21 protein-coding genes and 1 pseudogene are annotated in these 21,329 nt (G+C 54.7%); 1 reads left to right on the forward strand and 21 read right to left on the reverse strand.

The genetic code is table 11. From position 1 onward, the window contains the following. Window positions 1-128 precede the first annotated feature (128 nt). The 12 genes from P159_RS0104555 to tnpA form a co-directional block, all read right to left on the reverse strand. Window positions 129-1,325, reverse strand: coding sequence for a Fic family protein (locus P159_RS0104555; protein WP_029541851.1), 1,197 nt, complete (start codon window positions 1,323-1,325; stop codon window positions 129-131). A gap of 187 nt (window positions 1,326-1,512) precedes the next feature. Further along, entirely contained in the window at window positions 1,513-1,863 is a 351-nt protein-coding gene (locus tag P159_RS0104560) for a hypothetical protein (RefSeq protein ID WP_029541853.1), read from the reverse strand. 101 nt (window positions 1,864-1,964) lie between these two features. Further along, on the reverse strand, window positions 1,965-2,474 hold the full coding sequence (locus P159_RS0104565; RefSeq protein WP_029541855.1) for a DNA-deoxyinosine glycosylase: 510 nt from the start codon (window positions 2,472-2,474) through the stop codon (window positions 1,965-1,967). Between the two features lie 50 nt (window positions 2,475-2,524). Beyond that, window positions 2,525-3,604, reverse strand: a complete 1,080-nt coding sequence (locus P159_RS0104570; protein WP_029541859.1) for a PDDEXK nuclease domain-containing protein — start codon at window positions 3,602-3,604, stop codon at window positions 2,525-2,527. Between the two features lie 158 nt (window positions 3,605-3,762). Beyond that, entirely contained in the window at window positions 3,763-5,073 is a 1,311-nt protein-coding gene (locus P159_RS0104575; protein WP_029541862.1) for a histidine-type phosphatase, read from the reverse strand. A 159-nt stretch (window positions 5,074-5,232) separates the two neighbouring features. Next, window positions 5,233-5,703, reverse strand: a complete 471-nt coding sequence (locus tag P159_RS0104580; protein ID WP_029541863.1) for a hypothetical protein — start codon at window positions 5,701-5,703, stop codon at window positions 5,233-5,235. After that, entirely contained in the window at window positions 5,704-6,222 is a 519-nt protein-coding gene (locus P159_RS0104585; protein WP_029541865.1) for a hypothetical protein, read from the reverse strand. Between the two features lie 90 nt (window positions 6,223-6,312). Then, the gene (locus P159_RS0104590; RefSeq protein ID WP_029541868.1) at window positions 6,313-7,116 is read right to left on the reverse strand and encodes a hypothetical protein; all 804 of its coding nucleotides are present in this window, start codon (window positions 7,114-7,116) and stop codon (window positions 6,313-6,315) included. A gap of 52 nt (window positions 7,117-7,168) precedes the next feature. Next, window positions 7,169-7,600, reverse strand: a complete 432-nt coding sequence (mscL, locus tag P159_RS0104595) for a large conductance mechanosensitive channel protein MscL (RefSeq protein ID WP_029541871.1) — start codon at window positions 7,598-7,600, stop codon at window positions 7,169-7,171. A 120-nt stretch (window positions 7,601-7,720) separates the two neighbouring features. Further along, window positions 7,721-8,710 (reverse strand): NYN domain-containing protein, encoded by a 990-nt coding sequence (locus P159_RS0104600; protein WP_029541873.1) that lies wholly within the window; start codon window positions 8,708-8,710, stop codon window positions 7,721-7,723. A 387-nt stretch (window positions 8,711-9,097) separates the two neighbouring features. After that, entirely contained in the window at window positions 9,098-10,219 is a 1,122-nt protein-coding gene (gene tnpB, locus P159_RS0104605; protein ID WP_029541876.1) for an IS200/IS605 family element RNA-guided endonuclease TnpB, read from the reverse strand. Window positions 10,220-10,223: 4 nt separating this feature from the next. Further along, the gene (gene tnpA / locus P159_RS0104610) at window positions 10,224-10,634 is read right to left on the reverse strand and encodes an IS200/IS605 family transposase (protein ID WP_029541878.1); all 411 of its coding nucleotides are present in this window, start codon (window positions 10,632-10,634) and stop codon (window positions 10,224-10,226) included. A 158-nt stretch (window positions 10,635-10,792) separates the two neighbouring features. Here tnpA and P159_RS0104615 point away from each other — a divergent pair, with 158 nt between their 5' ends. Further along, window positions 10,793-11,908, forward strand: coding sequence for a M20/M25/M40 family metallo-hydrolase (locus tag P159_RS0104615; protein ID WP_029541880.1), 1,116 nt, complete (start codon window positions 10,793-10,795; stop codon window positions 11,906-11,908). A gap of 97 nt (window positions 11,909-12,005) precedes the next feature. Here P159_RS0104615 and P159_RS19120 read toward each other — a convergent pair whose 3' ends face one another. The 9 genes and pseudogenes from P159_RS19120 to P159_RS0104655 all read right to left on the reverse strand — a co-directional run bounded on the left by P159_RS19120 (window position 12,006) and on the right by P159_RS0104655 (window position 21,287). Next, a complete protein-coding gene (locus P159_RS19120; RefSeq protein ID WP_051650111.1) occupies window positions 12,006-14,165 on the reverse strand; it encodes a SpoIIE family protein phosphatase in 2,160 nt (719 codons plus the stop codon). Beyond that, a complete protein-coding gene (locus P159_RS0104625) occupies window positions 14,162-14,392 on the reverse strand; it encodes a hypothetical protein (RefSeq protein ID WP_029541884.1) in 231 nt (76 codons plus the stop codon). The genes P159_RS19120 and P159_RS0104625 overlap by 4 nt, the downstream gene beginning before the upstream one ends. A 193-nt stretch (window positions 14,393-14,585) precedes the next feature. Beyond that, window positions 14,586-14,732, reverse strand: a complete 147-nt coding sequence (locus tag P159_RS20860) for a PD-(D/E)XK nuclease domain-containing protein (protein WP_221174046.1) — start codon at window positions 14,730-14,732, stop codon at window positions 14,586-14,588. A gap of 7 nt (window positions 14,733-14,739) precedes the next feature. Continuing rightward, window positions 14,740-16,104 (reverse strand): annotated as a pseudogene (locus P159_RS18380) (AAA family ATPase). 145 nt (window positions 16,105-16,249) lie between these two features. Beyond that, a complete protein-coding gene (locus P159_RS0104635; protein ID WP_029541886.1) occupies window positions 16,250-16,585 on the reverse strand; it encodes a hypothetical protein in 336 nt (111 codons plus the stop codon). 89 nt (window positions 16,586-16,674) lie between these two features. Further along, window positions 16,675-18,777: a cache domain-containing protein gene (locus P159_RS0104640; protein WP_185753601.1), complete on the reverse strand. Its 2,103-nt coding sequence runs from the start codon at window positions 18,775-18,777 to the stop codon at window positions 16,675-16,677. Between the two features lie 18 nt (window positions 18,778-18,795). Beyond that, the gene (locus tag P159_RS19125; RefSeq protein ID WP_051650113.1) at window positions 18,796-19,128 is read right to left on the reverse strand and encodes an STAS domain-containing protein; all 333 of its coding nucleotides are present in this window, start codon (window positions 19,126-19,128) and stop codon (window positions 18,796-18,798) included. 9 nt (window positions 19,129-19,137) lie between these two features. Beyond that, window positions 19,138-19,713, reverse strand: coding sequence for a sigma-70 family RNA polymerase sigma factor (locus P159_RS0104650; protein WP_029541890.1), 576 nt, complete (start codon window positions 19,711-19,713; stop codon window positions 19,138-19,140). Then, window positions 19,713-21,287, reverse strand: a complete 1,575-nt coding sequence (locus P159_RS0104655; RefSeq protein ID WP_051650114.1) for a TolC family protein — start codon at window positions 21,285-21,287, stop codon at window positions 19,713-19,715. The genes P159_RS0104650 and P159_RS0104655 overlap by 1 nt, the downstream gene beginning before the upstream one ends. Window positions 21,288-21,329: the final 42 nt, after the last annotated feature.

The raw sequence follows: 21,329 nt of genomic DNA on the forward strand, positions 1-21,329 counted from the left end.
AAACAGAATTGCCTATACTGCAAAATTCTGCGAAAAAGATTTGCCTATTTTGCAAATGCACTGCAACTGCAGCAAATTTGCCCAAAACAAAAGCCACCCCAAAAATGAGGTGGTTTTCCGCTTTTCCTTCATTCTGCTGTCAGCCGATATAGATAATTTCTCCCCCGCTCATCCACCAACAGCATTTCTGACGGTATTTTTTTCAGGTGGCTGTAGATGGTGTTTTCACTCTTGCCCAGCTGCTTCTGCATTTCCTTAACAGTAATGCCCTGTGGCGAAAACAGTGCCGCCTGCAGCAGCAGTTCGCACAAGGCTCTGGTAGTCTTGGTGCCAGGCAGCTCTGCCAACCGGGGCAGATTCTTTTCGTAGTCAGCCAGTTTCTGCCTCAGGCTCTCAGCAGCATTATTTACAGCCTCGCAGGTCAGTTCCATGAAGCCGAGGATAAAAGGCGTAAGCTCCCCCTTATTGATGTCCGCCTCTGTCTGGGAAAAGAGCTCATAATAACGCCCCCGCCGCCCCTTGATAAGTGCCGACAATCCCAGCGCCACCGCCGGGTGCAACTGGCGGGCGAAGAAGCAGGCCGTGATAAAACGGGACAGACGGCCATTGCCGTCATAGAAGGGGTGGATATAGCCCAGCAGATAATGGAAGATGGCCACCCTCACAAATACGGGAATGCTCTCATCATTCAGCACCGCCAGAGCCTTTTCCATGGCCTCGATGATTTTTGTCTCAGGATAAAGCCCCCGATGGACAGTTTTCTGGGCAGCAGACACGATATCCACGCTGCCACGGCGGAAAATCTGCCCATCCGGCAGGTTGTGGGGATTGTCCCGCTCTATTTCATCAGACATGAAATCATCATAGAGGCGGCGTATATCCTCACAGGTCTTGAGGGGAAATTCCTCCCCCCTGATAATTTTCTCATACTGGTCCACCACACTCCCCAGACGTCTCCCGCGCCTCACCCCCTCCGGCAGGGCCATGGCCTCCATGATTTCCCGCCGTGTGCTGCGCACGCCCTCGATGTCATTGGTAGACTTGATTTCCTCAATCAAGCTGCCATGCAGATATATCTCCATGGCAGCACCGGGCAACCTTCCCGCAATCTCCATAAACTCCTTGAACTGCCCCATAATCTTGTCCTGCAACAAGGCAATCTCTTCCGTGTAGCAGAAAAAAGCAGGATGCTCAGCATTCCTGCCATATTGCCTGAGGACAAAGGGCAGCTGCCTTGCAAACGGGCTGGAAAAGCGCGTCCGGTATTCAACCTCCCATTTATCGGGTTCCTTGTAGTATATGTAGTAAAGAGATTCGTATTCCATGGACGCCTCCTAAAATTGAGGTCATTTTTACTTTCGACCTCAATTTTTGCGATTTTTGAGGTCTTTACTGTATTTTACCACCCAAAAATCCTCATTATCAAGCAAAAATACCCCTGTGAAGAGATTCTATCCTCACAGGGGCGCCCTCATTTCTTACAGTTTCATCAATCAGACGGCGTTGCCTTCCTCATTTCTCCAGCAGCTCCGCATGATCCAGGATTGCCTTCCCCGCCATGCAGGCCGGGCAGAAGCAGGTATCACCGCCGTTTGCCTTGACCTCCTGAGCCTGTTTCAGCATAGCCTCCGCCTGCTCTGGGCCGAAGAGTTCCTTGGCCTTGTCCGAAGCAAAGAAGGGCATGACCTCATCAATGCTCTGCACATCCTCACGCAGACGGGTCAGCAGCGCCTCAGCAGCTGCCTTTTCTCCTGCCGTCCCCACTGCCGCAAGATAAGCCTGAGCCGCCTCCCGCAGCCCCGCATAGCAGCTGGGCGCATCAATGACAGCCTGTACCTTTGCCAAAAGTTCTTCCTTCGTCATACAAACGCTCCTCTCTTCCAAAAACATGTCCATGATACATTTTCTTCAACCTTCTTGAAAATCCTTCCTGCCTGAAGCTGGAAAGGTGATGCCGAAATGAACTAGGGTAAAAAGGGAATCTTCCAGGCCTCTGTCAGCTTTTCCATATTCCAGCGGGCGTTGGCAGGGCTGGTTGAGGGCAGCTGGTGAAAGTGGATATCGGGGCGACTCAGCAGGGGCTTATTGTATTTTTTGAAGCATTGATAAGATTTGCCGCCATTGAAGCAGATGGTATGGATATGGGGGTAAGCATCAAGCAGGGCGGTGAAGTCATTGCCCTGCTCGTTTTTTATGTCCGCGTCAAGGCTGCCTTTCCGCTCGCAGACGGCAATGGAATCCCACAGGGCAATATGGTGACGGAGGAGCATATCCAGACGTTCCTGATAGTCAACAGGTGGCGGTGATTGTTCCAAAATGCCGGCCATCAGAGGCCAAAAGCGGTTCTGTGGATGGGCATAATACTGCCGGGCTCCAAGAGAGGCCACGCTGGGCATGGAACCCAGAATGAGATGGGTGCAGTTTTCGTCAATACTGGGGCGGAAGCCAATACAATGAAAATCGGATACAGACAAAGGAACACCTCCTGACAATTTCATTTCAATAGCTACGAAACATACGCCCCCTATCTCAGTTCGCTTTCTATCTCCTCGATAGTAGGCAAAGTCCCCTTGAACTCCTCAGGCAGCAACTTGGACAGCTCATACTCGGAAATTCCTATGGGCAGGTTCACCCCCACGGTGGCGTATTTGGCCAGCACCTCATCCTTGGTCTTGCAGATAAGCAGGCCAATGGTCTGGCCATCGCCCTCTCCCCGCAGCATTCCGTCCACGGCGGCCACATAGGTGCTGACCTGGCCAATATCCCTCGGCTCGAATTCCGTCACCTTCACCTCGATGACCACATAAGAGCGCAGCTTGATATGATAGAAAAGCAGGTCGATAAATTGCTCCGTCTTGCCAACAGTCAGGCGGTATTCCCTTCCCACAAAGGCAAAGCCCTTGCCCAGCTCCAGCAGGAATTTAGTGATGTTGTCCATCAGCGCATCCTTCAGTTCCTTCTCATGATAGTTTGCCGTCAGCGTCAGGAAGTCGAAGTTATACGGGTCCTTGGTTATCTCCTGGGCCAGCTCGCTCTGCTCCGGGGGCAGGATGGACGCAAAGTTTGTGACGGCTTTGCCCTGCCGCTCATATAGGTCAGTATCGAGGAAATTCAAAAGCACCGCCCGTGACCAGCCATTTTCGATAGTCTGCTTGATATAGAAAACAGCCTTGGCCGAATTGCCTTGACATTTCGAGATAATATTACGATGGTGTCCCCATGGAATGCTAAAAAGACTCTCCATATCCAATTCAGTCACAACTTGTGACTGAATTTCCGTTGAAGCTAATTTAGGCACAACTTGTGACTGAATCAGCGGGCTATAGAGTTGATAGAATCTTTTTATGTATCTCAGGTTGGTAGGAGACCACCCCTTAATTGTTGGCAGTTCTTGTTGCAAGTCTTTGCTTAAATCATCTATAAACCCGCTTCCCCACCGGCTCTCCGCCTTCATCTCCACTATGTCCCTGCCCAGTTCCCAGTAAAAGGCCAGCATTTCCCGGTTGACCTTCACCGCGGCCTTGATCTGGCTCTGCCGAAATTTCTTGCTCAGAGACTGAACCCACTGCTTGTAAGCCAAGTCTTTAGTCAATAATCCACTCATTTGCCTGCCGCCTCTCAATAGTTTTTTCTTCTTCCTCAAATATACTTCAATACTAAATCCCTGGCAACAGAAAAAGCTTTCTAACGCCTCCACTAACAACACGCCCCCTGCGAAGATACCATCCTCACAGGGGGCGCTTTCGTTTCTTGTTTTTTCAATCAGGCGGCTTTAACGGCCTTATTGTCGGCGGGCAGCTTGTCGTAGGCATCTATGGCCTGCTGGAAGCGCTGCTGCACGTCTTTTAAGAGGTACAGGCCGTCAGCGTTGGCTTTCAGGCCCTTGAGTTTCAGCTGGAACACCTCGGGGGGCGTGTCCAGGGTCAGGGCAGTGCGGTCACGGAGCTGGTCGGTGGTCTGGTACACCAGGCTGAAGGCGGCGTATTCTTTGCCGTCCTTGCCGGCGAATTTCTCGATGACCAGCTTGGAGCCGATGGGGGTCTTCTTCTCGATGCTGCCCCGCAGCTCGTATTCCTCCACCTCCAAGGCAGCCAGCACGCTGGCGATATTAGAGTCATGGCCGCAGAGGAAGGTGAACTTGCGGCCCTCGGTCTTCAGCTCCTTGTTCATTTCCTCCAAAAGGGGGTGAGCCACATTGACGGCTACGCTGGGGGCGGTGAAGAGCACATCGCCGTAGACGTCCTTGACCTTGGCTATCTGCTCCCATTCCTGCTGGGTGAGCTTGTGGCCGAAGCCTGCCTTGGTCTTGTCCTGCTCCTCGTAATACTGGAGAATGAAAGCGTCACTGGCGGAATTGGCCAGCTTCAGGGAGCCCTTCATAGCAGGTTCCTTGTTCACCTCCAGCAGGATCTGCAGGTCGTCATTCCTGAACTTGGTGAAGCCGTCCTTCTTGGCCATGGGGGAATCCTTCAGGTCAAGGGTCTTCTCCAGCACCCGGTATTCCTTTTCCATCTTGTCGTTGATGCCCTGCAGGCCCTTCTGCCCGCCCATGGCGCTGATTTCCTCCATGGCCTGATGGCGGAAAGCATCGCTGACGAAGGTCAGCTGTGGGTTGAACACCGGGTCCATCTTGCTGGGAGCGAACTTGTGCTCGATGGTCACATTGGCCACCGGCAACATGCCGCTGGAGAAGTACTGGGCAGTGGCAATGGTGCGCTGCATGGAGTTGGCATAAAAGCGCATCTCCCCCTCTTTAGGCAGGTAGTTCTCCGTCATCAGGCCATCACGCACCAGCCACTGGCGGAAATACTGGCCCATCATGGTCTCCAGCTGGCCGCCTCTCAGGGAAAGCTCACTGGGGCCGGAGGTCCACTTGAACCACTCATGGGGCGTGAGGTTGCCCAGGGCAGAGCCATTGCCGGACAGGGGAGAGCGGATATTGTGGCGGCTCAGCACCACCATTTCCTCCAGATTGTATTTATCCTGAAAATCCGCAGGCCGTTCCGCCTGCACAGCACCAGAAAGAGTCACCAGGGAAAGGCAGACAGCCGCTGCCACTTTCTTGAAATTCATGACTAAGCCTCCTAAGAAGTTCTCTCGTGTTTTCTCTACGGTGCTAATTATAGGACCGATATCAGGAAGAAACAATCCAAAATACCGTAAAAATGTCCATAAAAATGAAGTTATATCCAATAAAAAACTTCTCCGCTTTTGCAGAGAAGTTCTCGATATTCACGCCAGCACCGGCTCATTTTCCTTTTCCGGCCAGACATAGAGTGCCAGATAGAGCACCCAGAGCAGAATCTGCAGCAAGACATTGGGCAGCATCAGCAGGATAATGGCTATGGCGCCTATGACCTTGCCGCCCTTCAGGGCCCTGGCCCGGCGCACCAGGATAGCTATCATCAGGGAGAAGTAGATGACGTAAAGGGGCGTCAGGAGCCAGAAAATAGCGTACATCATAGGCGTGAAACTTCCCATTTCCTTCAGGACTTCCATGGTGCCTGCCAGAGTGGCCACGCCGAAGAACATGGCCAGCATCAAGAGCAGTTCCTTCCACCACCAGCTGAAAAATTCCTTTTTCCCCAGGGCCTCTCCCAGCCGGTACCAGCTGAGTTTCTGCCTGTTGCCTATCCACAGGAGCATCAGGGAAAACAGCAGTCCGCTGGCATTTTCATACAGCAGGAAAATCTTCTCGTCCATTTATGCCTCGCCTCCCATCAGTACAGCAGCGTCTTCCTCCCCGCCCTCCGGCACATCCTTTTCAGTCATGAAATAAAGGACCAGGCAGGGCAGCCAATAGGTCACAGGCGCAATCATGGTCAGCGGCGGCATGAGGGCAAAGGCGGCAATCATGGTCCCCTGCTCGTATCTCAGGGCCTTGGCCCGCTTGATGATGACCGCCAGCATCAGGGCGTAGAGCACCACAGAAACAGGCAGCATGGGCAGCACTCCCAGCAGCAGATATTTCCCAGCCTCCAGTCCCAGCAGCATCTTCATTTCCAGTATGGCGCCGAAGACAACGCCCCCCAGACAGATGGCAGCCGACACTCCCATCAGGATTCCCCATCGGCGCAGATAGGTTTTCTTATCCATCGCCTTATCAAGAGCATACCACTTCCACCCCCGCCTGTTTCCAAACCAAAGCAGCAGGAAAGCCAGCGCAAAAACCAGCAGCTTGCCCACCACGGCGACAATCATTACATCTGTGTCATATCCCATGTGTTTATCTCCTTTCCAAAACTGTTACCAGGAAAGGATAGCACACCATGATTAGAATTTTCTTAGATGCAAAAAAATAAGGCAGGGGAATCAATCCTCTGCCTCAGCCTTATTATCTTCAAATGTCAGGTCATACAGTTCCACCATGTCCTTGATATGCTGGTAGGCTGGACCGCTGAACTCGGCGGTGACGCTCTTGCCTCCCTGCTGATAGTAGGTCATGGTGCCGTAGCCGGCGGCGGCCACAGCCCGGAAGGCTTCCATCCATGATTCGTCAGCCACGCCGGTGTAGCGCTCCGACAGCCATTCCGCGTCAGGAGCCAGCGCTTTCTGACGCTTCTGGGGGTTCAGGTGGAACTCGTAGTGCTTGCCTCCGGCCTTGATGACGAAGCTGTCACCGAAAATCCAGGCCTCGCCGTTGCCATCCTTGATGTTGTAGTAGTAATAGATCTCATACTGCAGGCGGCAGCTGCGGCCCACCGCCAGACTGGGGTTCAGGTACAGCCCTGAAGGAGGCTGGTCCGGCTTGTAGTAGCTGTAGATGGTCACAGTGCCATTCTTGTTCTTCTCCATGGCAGCCGTGAGCCTGGCCATATTCCTTTCCCTGACGGCAGCGTTCTTTCTGGCCTCCTGCTTGGCCTTTGCCTCCTCAGCCGCTTTGGCTGCGGCCTCAGCTTTGGCCCTGGCCAGCTCTGCCTTGTCGGCCCCCTCCGGTTTTTCTTCCGGCGGTGGTCCCGGGGGCGTTCCCGGCGGAGGCGGCGGGGGCACTTCCCCAGCCTCGGCCTCTATGGGAGGGGGCATCATATAAGTGTAGTAATAATAGGCAGCCCCGCCTGCAACGCAGACCACGATGTAGGTCAGGAGCGCCGTCACCAATATCTTGGTATTGCTCATATACTCCCCTCCCTCCTTATGAAAATTCCCGCAGGCTCCCCCGGCACTTGCCTCAGTTCAGTTCGGAAGTGCAGTGGGGGCAGCGGGTGGCCTCCTCGGGAATCTCCGTCTTGCAGTAAGGGCAGAGATGGGGCTCGGGAGCAGCCTCTTCCTTCTTGGGCATGAGCTTGTTCACCTGACGGATCAGCATGAATATGGCGAAGGCCACGATGAGGAAGTCCACCACAGAGTTCAGGAAAGCACCGTAGGCGATGACAGGCAGCCCTGCTTCCTTGGCCTCAGCCAGCGTGGCGGCAGGAGTGGAGGAAAGATTGATGAAGAGATTGGAAAAATCAACATTTCCCAGAATAAGTCCCAAAGGCGGCATGAGCAGGTCATTGACGAAGGAAGTGACAATCTTGCCGAAGGCGGCACCGATGATGATACCTACTGCCATGTCCAGCACATTGCCCCGCATGATGAATTTCTTGAATTCTTCTACCATAATAAAACCTCCTTATAAATTATGAAAAATAAATGAACTCTTTACATTGTAACAAATGCTCCCGGCTTTTTCCACCCTGCACACCCAGGGCCAAAGCCGGAGCAGGAAGGAGGCCCATCCTCAGGCGCTCACATTTCCCGCTTCATCTGCCTCTACTTCCAGGCCCTCCCGGTCATAGTAGACAGCCTTTTTCCTGCACACCAGCCCCAGGGAGCTGTAGAAGTCCTGTCCCACATTTCCCCCCTTGATGATGCCGAAAGTGATCAGCAGCTCCACAAAGGTGCTTTCCTGCATGCCATCCACAAAGGGGATTTCCATGAACTCGCCGTTCCTGCCCATGCCCAGGACCAGCCTGAGCTTGTCCTGGCGGCGGGCCAGATAATTGTGGGCGCTGACGGAAATGGACTTGAAGCACTTCTCGCTTTCCCCTCCGGGCTGGCTGAAGGAAATCTTCAGTTCCCTTTTCAGTTCTGAAGCCTTCTTGCCTCCGACCTTTTTCTTCGCAACCTTGGGCTTTTTCTTGGGGGCAGGCACCAGCTCATGGGTTTCCATGACCTGGGGGCTGGGAAGGGGCGGCTCCTCCTTCTTCTTCCAGAGCCGCTGGGGGAACTTGATGATGTTCCTGGCCCCGGTCAGCAGTTTGGTGCGCAGGTTCTCATGGGGCTGCTCCAGCTGCCGCCCCACCAGCTTGTCCAGCTCGATGACCTCCACAGAAGCCGCCTCTCCTGCCTCCGTGCGCTTGATGGCCTGCCTGAGGCTCTCGGTGCCCACGTGGTTGGCGGCGTAGATGATGAGCTTCTTCTTCCGCTCTGCTGCCAGATATGCCAGGGGCGCAAAATCCCTGTCGTTGGACAGGATGGCGATTTTCTTCACCGAGCGCCTGAGGCAAAGCTCCCGGCTCCCCAGCATCACCAGCCAGGTATCTGCCGAATCCTTCCCCAGGTCGCTGTTCACCAGATGGAACCTGGTTCCCTCCAGCAGCAGATAGTCATGAGGCACCGCCTTGCGGTTTCCCACGCAGTAACACTCCCGTACCTTGAAATTCTGGCAAAGCCAGACATACAGCGGCACCCCCCACTTGGGCGAGGCGTTCTCCGCATCAATGAACACGACTAAATCTCCAGATAATGACATACTATGCTCCGTCTTTCGTAGTTTTTTGCTGCCGTCAGCCCTTTGCCGGACTGACCTGTTCATATTTTAACACCATTCCCATAAAAGTCATACCTTATCTATTCGCCGCCAAAGACTATCTTCCTGCCATGCCTGACTGATGTCCACCAGATTGTCAAAAAAACGCCCGGTGTCCACCTATTGAGCACATTTCTGATTGTCAGCCAATCAGCGATACTGTATACTTATGTCTGCTTGACACTCCCCATGCGTAAACGCAGGGGATTCTTGGTTCGCTGAACACTGCGGCCTAACCGTAGTTATTCCGACTTACACGTTCTCCCCAAGCGTGAATTTCCGTGTGTCCCACGGTACTGATTTATGTTAGGCAATCTGTTTTTGCTCTATTGCCTTTCGCAGTATGTTTATTGCGGCATTGGTATCTCGCTCATGGTGTGAGCTACATGCAGGGCAAGTCCAATCCCTGATACCAAGATTTTTAGTTTCCGTGTTCTGATAGCCACATTCAGAACAGGTTTGGCTAGACGGGTAGAATGTATCTACCTTCAGAACGTCAGAGCCATGCAATTCTGCCTTATACTCAAGCTGACGGAAGAACTCAGACCAGCTTACATCTGATATGGCACGAGCCAATTTATGGTTCTTCAGCATATTCTTGATTTGTAAGTGCTCTATGGCTATAGTTTTATTCTGCCTGACCAATACAGTTGATGTCTTGTGCAGGAAGTCCCTGCGGATATTGGATATACGCTCATGTACTCTGGCAACACGGATTCTGGCTTTGCCGCGATTTGCAGACCTTGGCATTTTTCGAGAAAGCTTTCTTTGCTCTCGAACCAACTTTCTAGTCAAACACCGCAGGATTCTGGGATTGGCAACAGTATTTCCATTACTGTCTGAATAGAACTCTTTCAAACCTACATCAATGCCTATTTCTCCGCCGTCATTGGTCTTGAGCAAACTTCCCCTGTCCAATTCTACACACAAAGACACAAAATATTTACCAGAAGCAGCACGGCTGACCGTAGCATTGAGGATTCGCCCGTCAAATTCACGGCTCTGCTTGATTTTCACAGCTCCGATTTTTGGCAGTTTAATTCGATTCCTTATGATACGTATACCGTTTCCCTGATTCCTGGTGCGGTAGGATTGGCTATGGTTATGCTTAGACTTGAAGCGTGGGTATCTTGATTGGTGCTTGAAGAAATTCTGGTATGCTATATCGAGATTCTTCAAGGACTCCTGCAATGCCATGCTGTCCACCTCTTTCAGCCAGCCATACTCCTCATACTTTTTCAAGTCCGTCAGCATAGCACTGGTCTGATTGTAGGTTACAGACTTATGGTTTGCAGTCCATTCATCTCTACGGATGGCGAGAAAATGATTGAACACAAATCGGCAACAGCCCAGAGTACGGTTAATTAGTTCTTGCTGGGCATGGTTCGGATATATTCTGAATTTGAAGCCCATTGTGTACTTGTCCATTTTCTCACTTCCTTTGCGATGTTTTCTGGCTCTCGATATACTGCTTCACGATGTTAAGCGGAGCACCGCCGACAGTAGAGCAGAAATAGCTGTTTGTCCACAAGCTTGGTAACTTAGTAGTAAGCCATGGAAATTCCTGCCTCAAGATACGAGAGGTCTTCCCTTTTATAGTTTTTACGGCTTTGTGTATGCCGAATTGAGGGGGAACCTCCAGCAGAAGGTGTACGTGGTCTGGCATGATTTCCATTTCGATTACATCGACCTGGATTTCTTCGCAGATTGACTTGACCAGCTCCTTCAGTCTGGTGTCAACGCCATTGACCAAGACTTTTCTGCGGTATTTGGGGCAGAACACAATATGGTATTTGCATGAATATACTACATTGTGACTCGAGTGGTATTTGATTTCTCCCATATTCGTATTATACTACTCCAAGAAAACTAATACAACACTATCTAGGTTGTCTGGCTTCAATTGCTTTCGCAAATTCGCCAGACCCGCCTTATATCCCCATAGCTGAAGCTAGGGGTTTTACGGCGGTTTGGATAAATATTATTTCAGAGGTGCCTGCCATGATAAATGAAAAGAGAGTGCTGGAAGAATTCCTCGAACTGGTGCAGATCCGCTGCTCCACCAAGGACGAGCGGGAAGTAGCCGACCTGCTGACTCAAAGGCTGCAGGACCTGGGCGGCACCGTCCGGGAGGATAATGCCGGAGAGAAAATCGGCGGCAATACGGGTAATCTGGTGGCAGATTTCCCCGGCACAGCAGAAGCACCCACCCTCATGCTCACCGCCCACATGGACTGCGTGGAACCCTGCACAGGGGTGAAGCCCATCGTGCAGGACGGCATCATCCGCTCTGACGGCACCACCATCCTGGGGGGCGATGACAAAGCGGGAGTGGTGGCTATCCTTGAGACCCTGCGCCAGCTGAAAGAGCGTCATCTCCCCCACGGCCCCCTGCAGGTGGTCTTCACAGTGGCCGAGGAAAACGGGGTGCATGGCTCCCAGAACCTTGACCAGAGCCTCCTCCACGCCGACTTCGGCTTCACCTTTGACACCCACAACCATCCCGGCGGCATCACTTTCATGGCTCCGGGGAAAAACCAGATCAGGATCCACGTGGAAGGCAAAGCCAGCCACGCGGGAGTCAATCCAGAGGACGGCATCAATGCCATCTGCGCTGCAGGCCGTCTCATTGCCACCGCCCCCCAGGGACGCATTGATGAGGAAACCACCTGCAACCTGGGCCGGATTGTGGGCGGCTCCGCCACCAACATAGTGGCCGACAGCTGCGACATCTTCTACGAAAGCCGCAGCCGTGACAAGGAGAAGCTAGAGAGGCTAACCAAAGAAATCTGTGAGCACTTCACCAATGGCGTCCAGGCTGCAGGCTGCAAGATTACCGCCGAAGTCAGCCCCGACTACGGCCCCTATCTGCTGGAGAAGGACTGCCCCGCCATCCGCACTGCCGCCCGGGCGGCAGAAAAGCTGGGGCTCCCCGTGACCCTGGAGGAATCCGGCGGCGGCTCAGATGCCAACCATTTCAACACCTACGGCATCCCCACTGCCGTCCTCTCCGTAGGCATGGAAAAAGCCCATACCAAGGAAGAATACCTTGAGGAAAAAGACCTTTACGATGCCGCCAGATGGGCTCTGGCCATCGTGCAGGAAGCCGCCAGATAAAAGACCAGCCAGCAGGCGGCTGACCGGAATTCCTCAATCGCATGAAATAAGCTGTCCCCCCACCTCTGCAGGCGGGGGCAGCTTATTTTTACTTATGTCACCGGGCAGGGGAAAGTCCGGCCTTGCCGGCATACTTAAGCGCCAGCATGGTGATGTCATCCGACTGCTCAGCCGCCCCTGCATGGCTTTTTACCTCCAGCAGTATGGCTTCTAAGATCTCGTCCATGGCAGCCCTGGCAGACAGCAGGGACAGCTTCTTTTCCAGACGCTCCTTGGTGAACATCTGCCTGCTTTCATCCATGGCTTCCGTCACGCCGTCCGTGTAGAGGAAAAGCCGGCTGCCCGGGGCCAGGCAAAGCCTTTTTTCCTCAAAGGGAATACCTTCCATCATGCCCAGGACAGGACTTTTCCTGGTCTGGGGAAGATAGGCGGGTGCTTCTTCGCCCTGCAGGAGTATAGGCGGATTGTGCCCCCCATTGACATACTCGAATTCTCCTGTGGCCAGATGCAGGATACCTGCAAAGACCGTCACAAACAGCCCCTCATCATTATCTGCCGACAGCTGGTCATTGGCCGCGGCCACGGCTTCTGCCAGAGAACTGCCCTCTGCCCCTGACAAAATCGAATTCTTCAGCACGGTTTTGGCTGCAGCCATGAACAGGGCGGCCGACACGCCTTTGTCCGACACATCTGCGATGATTACCGCCAGGCGCTCTTCATCCACATAGAAGAAATCGTAGAAATCTCCCCCCACTTCCTTGGCAGGATACATAGCTGCCGCCAGCTGGAACTCTTCCCGGGGAGGCAGCGGGGCCGGCAGCAGGCTGGTCTGGATATGGGCTGCCGCCGCCAGTTCCGCCTCCAGCCGGGAAGTCTCGCGGGCCGTACTGGCAATCTCCTTTTCGTAGCGCTCCAGCTCGTCTGTCATGCCATTGAAGGAAGAGGCCAGCTGCTCCAACTCATCTCCCGTATGCACCTCCACCTTGCAGGAGAAATTACCCCGGGAGATTTCCCCTGCCGCTGCCATCAGCTTCCTCAAAGGGCGGCAGAAGAAGTCCGAGGCCCGGGCACTGCCATAGGACACCAGCGCCACGGCCAAGAGCAGCACCCCCAGCACCGCCAGCAGCAGGGTGGCGAAAAGCCGCTGGAAGGAGCTGCGCAGCTCATCCAACTGGCCCAGCATACGGGACTGGGCTTCCCCTGCGGCCTTGGTCACTTTTTTCTTCTGAATAAGAGTGCCCACGCTCCAAGAGATCTTGGGGGACGGGGCATAGGAAAGGTAGTACTCCTCCCCCAGCAGCCTCACCTTCCGATAGCCCACGTTGCCCTGCACCATGCGGCGGGCGGCGAAGGCCAGGCTGGTGATGGGGCTTTCCCTGAGGTTCTTCCCCTCCGGAATTTCACTGGCAAGCTCCTGCGGCAGATGGGAGAGCAAGACTTCTCCTTCCTTGCCAAGCACAAAGCAAGAAAGTCCCCCTTCCTGCTCAATGGGCAGGACGTTCCCCGGCTCGCAGTCCACCCCCAGCACCCCTGCAATGCCATCTTCATCATAATAAGGCATGACACAGGAAATAATGGGAATGCCATCCGTCCCCTCATAGACACTGCTGAAGGCAATAGTCTGCTGCTTCAACCCCCACTGATACCAGGCCCTATCCCTGACATCATAAGTCTTCTGCCAGCGTTCCATGCTCAGGTGTGAAAGAGCTCCCGGCGTTTCGCTTTTATCCACACGGATCATATAGCCGTGGCTTGAGCCTACAAACACGCATTTATAATAACGGCTCAGGCTGACCATGGTGGTGGCCAGATTGGAGACTGCGCGGATTTCCCGCTCCAGTTCCGGTGTAAGGCCCGCCTTTGCCAGCTCCGGGCTGAAATGGACGTAAGCTGTTCCCGCAGGAACAGCTTCGTAAGTAGCATTTGGTAAATTTATGGAAGGATACTGCTCAGGAGAATTGAGAATTGCCTTCAGCTCCCCGGCGAGATACAGTACATCGGACTGCACCTCCTCTGCCTCATAAGCCATGATGCCAGCATGGATTTCAGCTTCACTCTCCATCTGCTCCTGGGCCTGTTCCTTGGCAAAGTCCGTGGTGTAGTAGGAAATTTCCCGCGAGATGGCCTCCTCCTTTTGGCCCACGATAGTTTGCAGCTCATAGATGCCGTACAGGACAGGCAGCCCCAAAAACAGGAAGCTAAGGGCACTCCCGGACAGCATGAGCAGGAACAGTCTCTTCCTTATGCCCGGTTTCATTTCTTGCCTCTGGGGTCAACCTTGTTATTCTGCAAGGCAGGATTGCCTGCGGCTGCAGCCCATTCCATCTCCTCGTCCCCCATCTTCTTCCCTGCCCAGAGATTATGGCTGGCGGAGTTTTCCATGCGGTGCATATTGAGGAGCTGCTGGTACAGCCTTTCCTTGACGGAGTGGCAGCTTGAAAAATCAAATCTCTCCAGGTCTTGTTCGAGTTTTGTGCTAGTCATGATCATTACTTCCTTTCCCTAACGATATATCTTTCTTTGTTCTTTATATCCCCTCAACAGGAAAAGTGTTATAGGTATTTTATGATTTTCTGGAAATAAACATGGAAATGTTGCCAACACAGACAGGCGGATTCCTGCCGGGGGAAGAAAAAAGGAGGCTGTTTCCAAGCCTCGCCCAAACTCAATGCAAACCTCATCCCACCAGCCACTCCGAGAGGCTTCTGCTCTCCGAGTCGAAATTCACACCAATCTTGAAAAGCTGTCGCTTGTCTGCTCCGTAGGGTGCGGCATACCCCTTTTCCTCGATCTGCTCCAGAGCCTCTCTGGCGCTCTTGCCCACTTTGAATTCAAAGATGTAAAAAATCTATCCGTCTCCAGCACACAGTCCGCCCGCCCCCGGCTACTGCGGACTTCGCAGTGGGTATGCTGGCAAAAAGGGCGGTGAGGATTTCTCCCACTCTTTCGGTATCCCCCGCATCCAGACTGTCATCCAGGGCAAAAAAATCCATCCCCCGCCCTGGGACAGCTGCCGGAGTGTAGACAGGCAGCAGGCTTTCCAGGAAGCCGTATTTGACTTCCTCATTGGGAAAGTCCAATGTATAGCGCCTTTTGCGGGCATCGTAGCCCAAAAGGGTAAGATAACCGGTTTGGTAAAGCAGCGGTACAATGTCCGGGTTCTCTGCCCGATAGTCGCTGAGAGCCCCCACGGTGGCATGAATCGCCCCCGCCTCCAGCTGCCGCACATAGAAGTGCATATCTTTCATCCTGCGTACAAGGAATGTAGGGGTACCCGTACCGAACCAGTAGTACCCAAGCTCCTTCCCCCAAAAGGCCTTGAGCAGACTGAAGGGATTGTATATCCCTGTGGCATCAGGGTGGAAATGGTAGCCATCGTACATTTTCCTAAGCGTGGCCAGGCATTCGTCCCTGTCAATGCCCAGTTTCCCCGCCATGCCCTCTATCTCCGGCGCAAAATTTTCCTCCATCTCCGCCTCTGTAATGCCACAGATACCCGCATACTCTTCGTTGAGGGAAATATCATTCAGCTGGTTCAGGTCGCTGAAAATGCTCAACTTGCTGAACTTGGTGACACCGGTGATAAAGACGAACCGCAGATATTCATCATAGCTTTTCAGCGTGCCGAAGAAGCCCTTGAAGACTGCCTTGTTGTGCTCCTCCAGTTCGTCATTCTCTAAAACTTCCAATAGGGGCTTGTCATACTCGTCCACCAGCACCACGCATTTCTTGCCCGTCTTTTCTTCAGCAGTCCTCATGAGTCTCTTGAACCTGTCGCTAAGTAACCCCATTTTCTCACAGCCATATATTTCCTCCCAGTCCGACAGCATTCCGTCCAGCACCTCTTCCAAAGCCGCAGCCTGGTAATTCTGCCCGTTGAAGTCAAAGTAGAACACGGGATACGGCTCAAAAGCCCCCTCGCTGTCCTTCTCCAGCTCTGCAATCTCCAGACCTTCAAAGAGATCCTTCCTGCCCTGCCAATAAGCCTTCAAGGTGGAAAGGAACAAACTCTTGCCAAAGCGCCGGGGACGGCTGAGGAAATACTAGCCGCCATTCATAACCAGTTCATGCGCATAGCGGGTCTTGTCCACATATATGAAGCCGTCCTCTCTCATTTTTTCAAAACTCTGCACCCCAATGGGCAGCTTCCTGATTTCTTCTGCCATGTCTCTCCCCCCCCTGCCATGGTGGAACATTCTCTTTGCTTCAATTGTAGCAAATGGGGGGCCGGTGTCAAGAAAAGGAGATATGCCATCAAAAAACAACCTTCCCCGATTTTGGAAAGGTTGTTTTCTCTCTGTTCAGTTATCTGCACCTTGAAATTCAGCAGGCGTTTCTTCCTCACTTGAACTCGATATAGTGGCACTCACCACCAAAGCGCTCGAGGTTGCGTTTCATGAATCCCTCCACAGCATCCTGCTTCAGGCCCTTCCCTTTATATACATTCTGAGTACCTGGCAGGACATTTCCCTTATCATCAGTCCTGGGGGGAAGCATCAGCGGCGTCATGGCATTGTGATTCCAGACCATGATCACTTCTTCCCGGGACAGGGGACGGTCTGCAGCCACATAATTGTACTTATCTCCATCCTTCATCCAGTAGCAGTAGCCAACACCGCCCACCACTGCATCAAGCTCCATCTCATCCATCTTGCCCATCAGCTTATCCGTAGTCATTTTGAAAACCTCCTTAAATCAACGTTTTTCAAGACCATCTCAACTTTGTTGTTCTTTCTGTTCTTTATATCCCCAGATATGGAAAAGTGTTATGCGTTTTTTCCCCCTTTCCACTGCAGGGCCAGCACCGTTATATCTCCCTCCTGCCCTGCTGCTTTCAGCAGACCTATAAGGACAGCCGTGAGTTCGGCGGGGGAGGCGACGTCTGGGAGTTTTTCCTGCAGATGCTCCGGCAGTCCTTGGCCCTCTGCTACGCTGTGGGCTGTATGGAGGCAGAGAAGGTCGCCCGGAGCCAGCCGTATGCTTTGCCGGTGGATTTCTTCGGCGCTTACCGGCAGGCTCGCGGGAATGCCCTCGTGCAGGAGCAGGGCGGGGGCGGCGTTCACGTAGGCCAGCTCCCCTGTGTGGGTGTCCAGCACACCTACGAAGGCCGTGAGAGAAAGACCTTCCCGGCTCTCCTCCCCTATGCGCTGCCTGGCCTTGCGGCAGGCGGCGGCCAGGTCGACTACTCCTTCTGCCAGGAGGCAGTTCCTTAGCACCAGGCGGGCCATGGCCATGAAAAGGGCTGCAGGAATGCCCCGGCCCTTTTCCTCGGCGGCATCGGCTGCCCCGGCCACTGTCAGGGCCAGATGGCTTTCATCCAGCCAGTAGAAATCGTAGAAATCTCCCCCTACCTCTCTGGCAGGTTCCATGCAGGCATGGAGGGAGAACTTCTCGCTCTGGGGAATCTCCCGGGGCAGCAGGCCCTGCTGGATGGAGGCAGCCACATCAAGTCCTGCCTCCACCTTGGCCTTTTCCGCCTGGGCGGCGGCGAGACTGTCCATATAGGCCTGCAGGTCATCGGTCATGAGGTTGAAGCTATCCGCCAGCTCCTCTGTCTCGTCCCCGGTGGAAAGGGTCAGCTTCTCCTCGAAATGTCCCCCCGCCACCCGGCCTACTCCTTCAGACAGAGCCAAAAGCGGCTCCGTGAAGCGGCTGGCCCAGCGCCAGCTCACGTAGGCCAGCACCAGGAGCAGCACGCCAAAAGAACAGAACAGCAGCAGCCTCATGCGCGGGAACAGCGGGGCAGCCGCCCCCTGCAGCTCCTGCAGGTCTTCCTGCACCTGCCGGCCCAGGGATTGGGCATCGGAGAGAACTTCCTCACTGCGCACCAGCTCACCCAGGCTCCAGCCTGTCTCACCTATGGGGGCATAGACCAGATAATAGTCCTCCCCTTGCACCTGCACACGGCGGGAGCCGCTCTGATGGGTCAGCATGGCCTCTGCGGCAGCGGCGATTCCCTCGTCCTCAGCACTTCTCAGGTCAAAATCCGGACGGTTGGATGCCAGCACCCCTTCCCGGATGGAGGAAAAGACCACCTGCCCCTGGGAATTCAGGGCAAAGGCTATCTTGTCACCGGACAGCACTTCCCCCTCGATTTCCTGATAAAGGGCCGCCGGCGGCAGGGAGAGGCCTACCACCCCGGCAAAGCCCTCTTCATCCTCATAGGGCATGGCGCAGTTAATGAGGACCTCCCCTCCCAGAGAAACATAGAGGGGCAGATAGACGGGCTTATCCTGCCCCAGGGCCTCCTGCCCTGCCTTGTACCAGTTCCTGTCCCTGGCATCATAGGCAGGCGTCACGACCTCCGGGGGCAGGTTGATGAGGTCCTCCGCAGCTGCCAGGAAATCCATGCGCAGGCTCCAACCCTCTTTGGAACCAATGTAAAAAAGCAGGGGCTTCACCTTATGGCTCTCTGCAAGGCGCTCTATGAATTCCCCTGCCTGGGCGGCCCGCAAAGCTGACGGGGTGGGGCTGCCGCCGGCGGCACCGGCCAGGAAATACAGCTGCCCGGAGCGCACCACCTCCTGCCTGGGGTCATGCACCAGCCCCGGGGAGACAGCCTGCCTCTCCTTCATCAGCTTGGTGACCTGATGGGCCAGCAGCCGCACATCCCCCTGCATCTCTATCATGAAAAGGTCTATGTAGGCAGCCTTTTGGCGCACCACCGCTTCCAGACGCTTCTGCATTTCTTCCCCGGCGAAGCGCTCCGCTTCCAGGGTAACCGCCCCGGACAGCTCTTCCGTCTTGCTGTCCAGCAATTTCTCCGAAGCAGTCATGCCCCAAAGAAAAAGTCCTCCCAATAGCAGGGAGGTACACAGTCCCGCCGTACCTATAAAAAGCAGGGCCTTGCCCCTTATCTTGAGTTCCACGGCCCTGCCCCCTTTCAATTATGGCAAACTCTCTTCGCTGGGGTACATCGCCACCAGCACATCCAGATTGGCATCCTCTATGACTTCCTTCACGAAGCCGGCAGCTCCGCAGATGGCATAGGCCTTGCCTTCGGCCTTGCATTGCCTGCCTGCGCGCAGGAGAATCCTGATGCCTGCACTGGATATGTATTCCAGACCTGACATTTCCACCGCCAGCTTGCTGCTCTGCTGCACGAGCTCATTCAGCCTGTCCCCGGCTTCCCCGGCATTCGTCTTGTCCAGGCACCCTCCCAGGGAAAAGAGCGTCCAGCCCTTATACTCACTGACCTCACATATGATATTTTCTGCCATGATTACCTCCTACTCTTCTCCCAATATCTTCCGCAGGCTGTCCCGGGCCTGTTTCAAGGCCACCCGCACGGAGCTGGGGGCCATGCCCAGGGCTTCCCCTATCTCATTGGACTTCATTTCCAGCCAGTAGGTCATTTCCAATATCTTCTGCTGGCGTTCCGGCAGCTGCTTGATGGCCCTCCGCAGGGCCTCGTTGCGCTCGTCAGAGAGGACCTGCTGCTCCGGGGTCTCGCTGTCCGGCCCCGCAGGGTCGAAAGCCTCATCCCAGGCAGTCTCCGTAGTGAACTCCCGGGAGCCATAGCGCTTGTTCATGGCGTTCTGGGCAATGCGGAAAAGCCAGGTGGAGAAGGCCCCCCGCTCCGGGTCATAGTCCTTCAGATGCTGGAAGCAGCGCAGGAAAGTATCGCTGACCAGCTCGTCTGCCAGGGTGCTGTCCAGAGTTCTCTTCAGCAGGAACTTGTAGACCCGGGGGAAGAAATGCTCATACAGCTCTGTGAACGCCCCCTCATCCGTGACAGCGGCCTGGGCCACACGACCCCAGTAGTCCGTGTCCTTTTTGATGGGGAATGACGCGATTTTTGCCATTATTTTTCCTCCTCTTCCTCCTCCTGCAAAAATTTTTCTGCCTGCTCAAGCGCCTTGTCAGCGGAAGCCCCCATCTGGGCGGCCTCATCGTAAACAGCTGCGTCAAACCCCACGGGCATCCCCATGGCTTTTTCCAGAGCTGCGCGGTACAGGTTGTACTGATAGAGGGCCGTGCAGTAGTTCGATCTTGCCTGGGTGAGCCGTTCCTGGGCATCTGCCACCGAGAGGAGGATATCCACGCCTTCCTCATAGCGCACCTGGGCAATCATATAGCTTTCCTCTGCCTTGGCTACCGAAGCAGCCGCCTCGCGGATATTCGCCTCGGCCGCCTTCATCTCCGTATAAGCGGAGCTGGTTTCCAGGGCGATGTTTTTCTTCACCCGGCGGGCCTCGGCCTCGTACTGTTCTATAGCTGCCTTGGCGCTGCCCACATTGGCCCTAGTCACGCCGTTGTCAAAGAGACTCCAGGACAGGCTGATGCCGGCTTCCCAGCTGTTGCTGCGCTCGCTGCGGAAGGGCTCATTGGAAGCGATGCTCTGGCCCGCCACCCCTTTGATCTGGGGACGATAGCCTGCCTTGGCAGCTTCCTTTTTGGCCTCGGCGGCTTTCACGGCGTATTCTGCCGCCAGCCCGTCGGGCCTGTTCGCCAGGGCGTAATCCTCACATTCTGCCAAATCCCGGGGATATGGCTCATAGGTGAAGGCATCCGTGGGTTCTACCACTGTCCCCCTGGGCAGTCCCACCACCCTGGCCAGAGTGGCGCGGGCCACCTCTGCGGCACCTTCGGCGTTCACCAGATTCTGCCGGTAATTGTAGCGGCGGACTTCCATCAGCAGCACATCTGCCTTGGCTACAGCCCCCTCGCTGTACTGGTCGGAAATGAACCGCAGCTGCATATCCGCCATGTTCACTGCCTCCCGGGCAATGCGGGCCAGATTTTCCCTGTGCACCAGATTGGCATAGGCCTCAGCCGCCTTGTAGCGGGTCTGCTGGCGCTGGTTCTCCACCGTCAGGTCTGCCTGGTTCAGCCGGTAGCGGTTGAGGGCAATCTGGTTCTCCAGCTGTCCCCCGGTATAGAGGGGAATGGACAAGCCCCAGCTGTTGGCAAAGGTGTTGCTGTAGCCATAAGAACCTACGGTCTGGGTAGTGAGCACAGGTATCTGCCCCATAACGTAGCCCACGGGTACTGTCTCCCGATGGGGATTGCCATAGTTATCATGGGCCATCTTAGCCGACCTGTAATTCCTGCCCCCGATGCGGTAGGCCTGTGAATTCCAGGTGATAGAGGGGCCCTTGGCGCGGCGGGCGGCGGAGAGGTCCCAGCGGGCCGCCTTCCTGCCGGCTTCGGCAGCCTCAATGGTCTCATCTGTATCCAGAGCCAGGCCTATGCTCTCAGCCAGGCTCAGACGCACGGGGCCTTCCAACGGCATTTCCTCCGGCAGAGCTGCGGGTTCGGCGGCAGCCATGGCCGCCTGCCCCAAAGCTGCCTCCAACTCCTCATTATCATCTGCCGCCGCCACGCCCCAGGGGCAGCAGGAAAGTGCGGCTATTGCTAAAACTATTGCTTTTTTCATACCTTGGTCACCTTCTGTGTATAGAGTTCGTAACTGACCTTT

The sequence above is a fragment of the Selenomonas sp. AB3002 genome (genome assembly GCF_000702545.1).
GTDB classification, from domain to species: Bacteria; Bacillota; Negativicutes; order Selenomonadales; family Selenomonadaceae; genus Selenomonas_B; species Selenomonas_B ruminantium_A.

Excerpts from the sequence above, each read along its gene's own strand:
- P159_RS19125 (WP_051650113.1), bottom strand. The coding sequence starts at position 19,128 with ATGGCAGAAAATATCATATGTGAGGTCAGTGAGTATAAGGGCTGGACG.
- P159_RS0104585 (WP_029541865.1), bottom strand. The coding sequence starts at position 6,222 with ATGGGATATGACACAGATGTAATGATTGTCGCCGTGGTGGGCAAGCTG.
- P159_RS0104635 (WP_029541886.1), bottom strand. The coding sequence starts at position 16,585 with ATGACTACGGATAAGCTGATGGGCAAGATGGATGAGATGGAGCTTGAT.
- tnpB (WP_029541876.1), bottom strand. The coding sequence starts at position 10,219 with ATGGACAAGTACACAATGGGCTTCAAATTCAGAATATATCCGAACCAT.
- P159_RS0104655 (WP_051650114.1), bottom strand. The coding sequence starts at position 21,287 with ATGAAAAAAGCAATAGTTTTAGCAATAGCCGCACTTTCCTGCTGCCCC.
- P159_RS0104575 (WP_029541862.1), bottom strand. The coding sequence starts at position 5,073 with ATGAATTTCAAGAAAGTGGCAGCGGCTGTCTGCCTTTCCCTGGTGACT.
- P159_RS0104590 (WP_029541868.1), bottom strand. The coding sequence starts at position 7,116 with ATGAGCAATACCAAGATATTGGTGACGGCGCTCCTGACCTACATCGTG.
- P159_RS0104555 (WP_029541851.1), bottom strand. The coding sequence starts at position 1,325 with ATGGAATACGAATCTCTTTACTACATATACTACAAGGAACCCGATAAA.
- P159_RS0104570 (WP_029541859.1), bottom strand. The coding sequence starts at position 3,604 with ATGAGTGGATTATTGACTAAAGACTTGGCTTACAAGCAGTGGGTTCAG.
- tnpA (WP_029541878.1), bottom strand. The coding sequence starts at position 10,634 with ATGGGAGAAATCAAATACCACTCGAGTCACAATGTAGTATATTCATGC.
- P159_RS0104615 (WP_029541880.1), top strand. The coding sequence starts at position 10,793 with ATGATAAATGAAAAGAGAGTGCTGGAAGAATTCCTCGAACTGGTGCAG.
- P159_RS0104650 (WP_029541890.1), bottom strand. The coding sequence starts at position 19,713 with ATGGCAAAAATCGCGTCATTCCCCATCAAAAAGGACACGGACTACTGG.
- P159_RS0104580 (WP_029541863.1), bottom strand. The coding sequence starts at position 5,703 with ATGGACGAGAAGATTTTCCTGCTGTATGAAAATGCCAGCGGACTGCTG.
- mscL (WP_029541871.1), bottom strand. The coding sequence starts at position 7,600 with ATGGTAGAAGAATTCAAGAAATTCATCATGCGGGGCAATGTGCTGGAC.
- P159_RS0104560 (WP_029541853.1), bottom strand. The coding sequence starts at position 1,863 with ATGACGAAGGAAGAACTTTTGGCAAAGGTACAGGCTGTCATTGATGCG.
- P159_RS19120 (WP_051650111.1), bottom strand. The coding sequence starts at position 14,165 with ATGAAACCGGGCATAAGGAAGAGACTGTTCCTGCTCATGCTGTCCGGG.
- P159_RS0104625 (WP_029541884.1), bottom strand. The coding sequence starts at position 14,392 with ATGACTAGCACAAAACTCGAACAAGACCTGGAGAGATTTGATTTTTCA.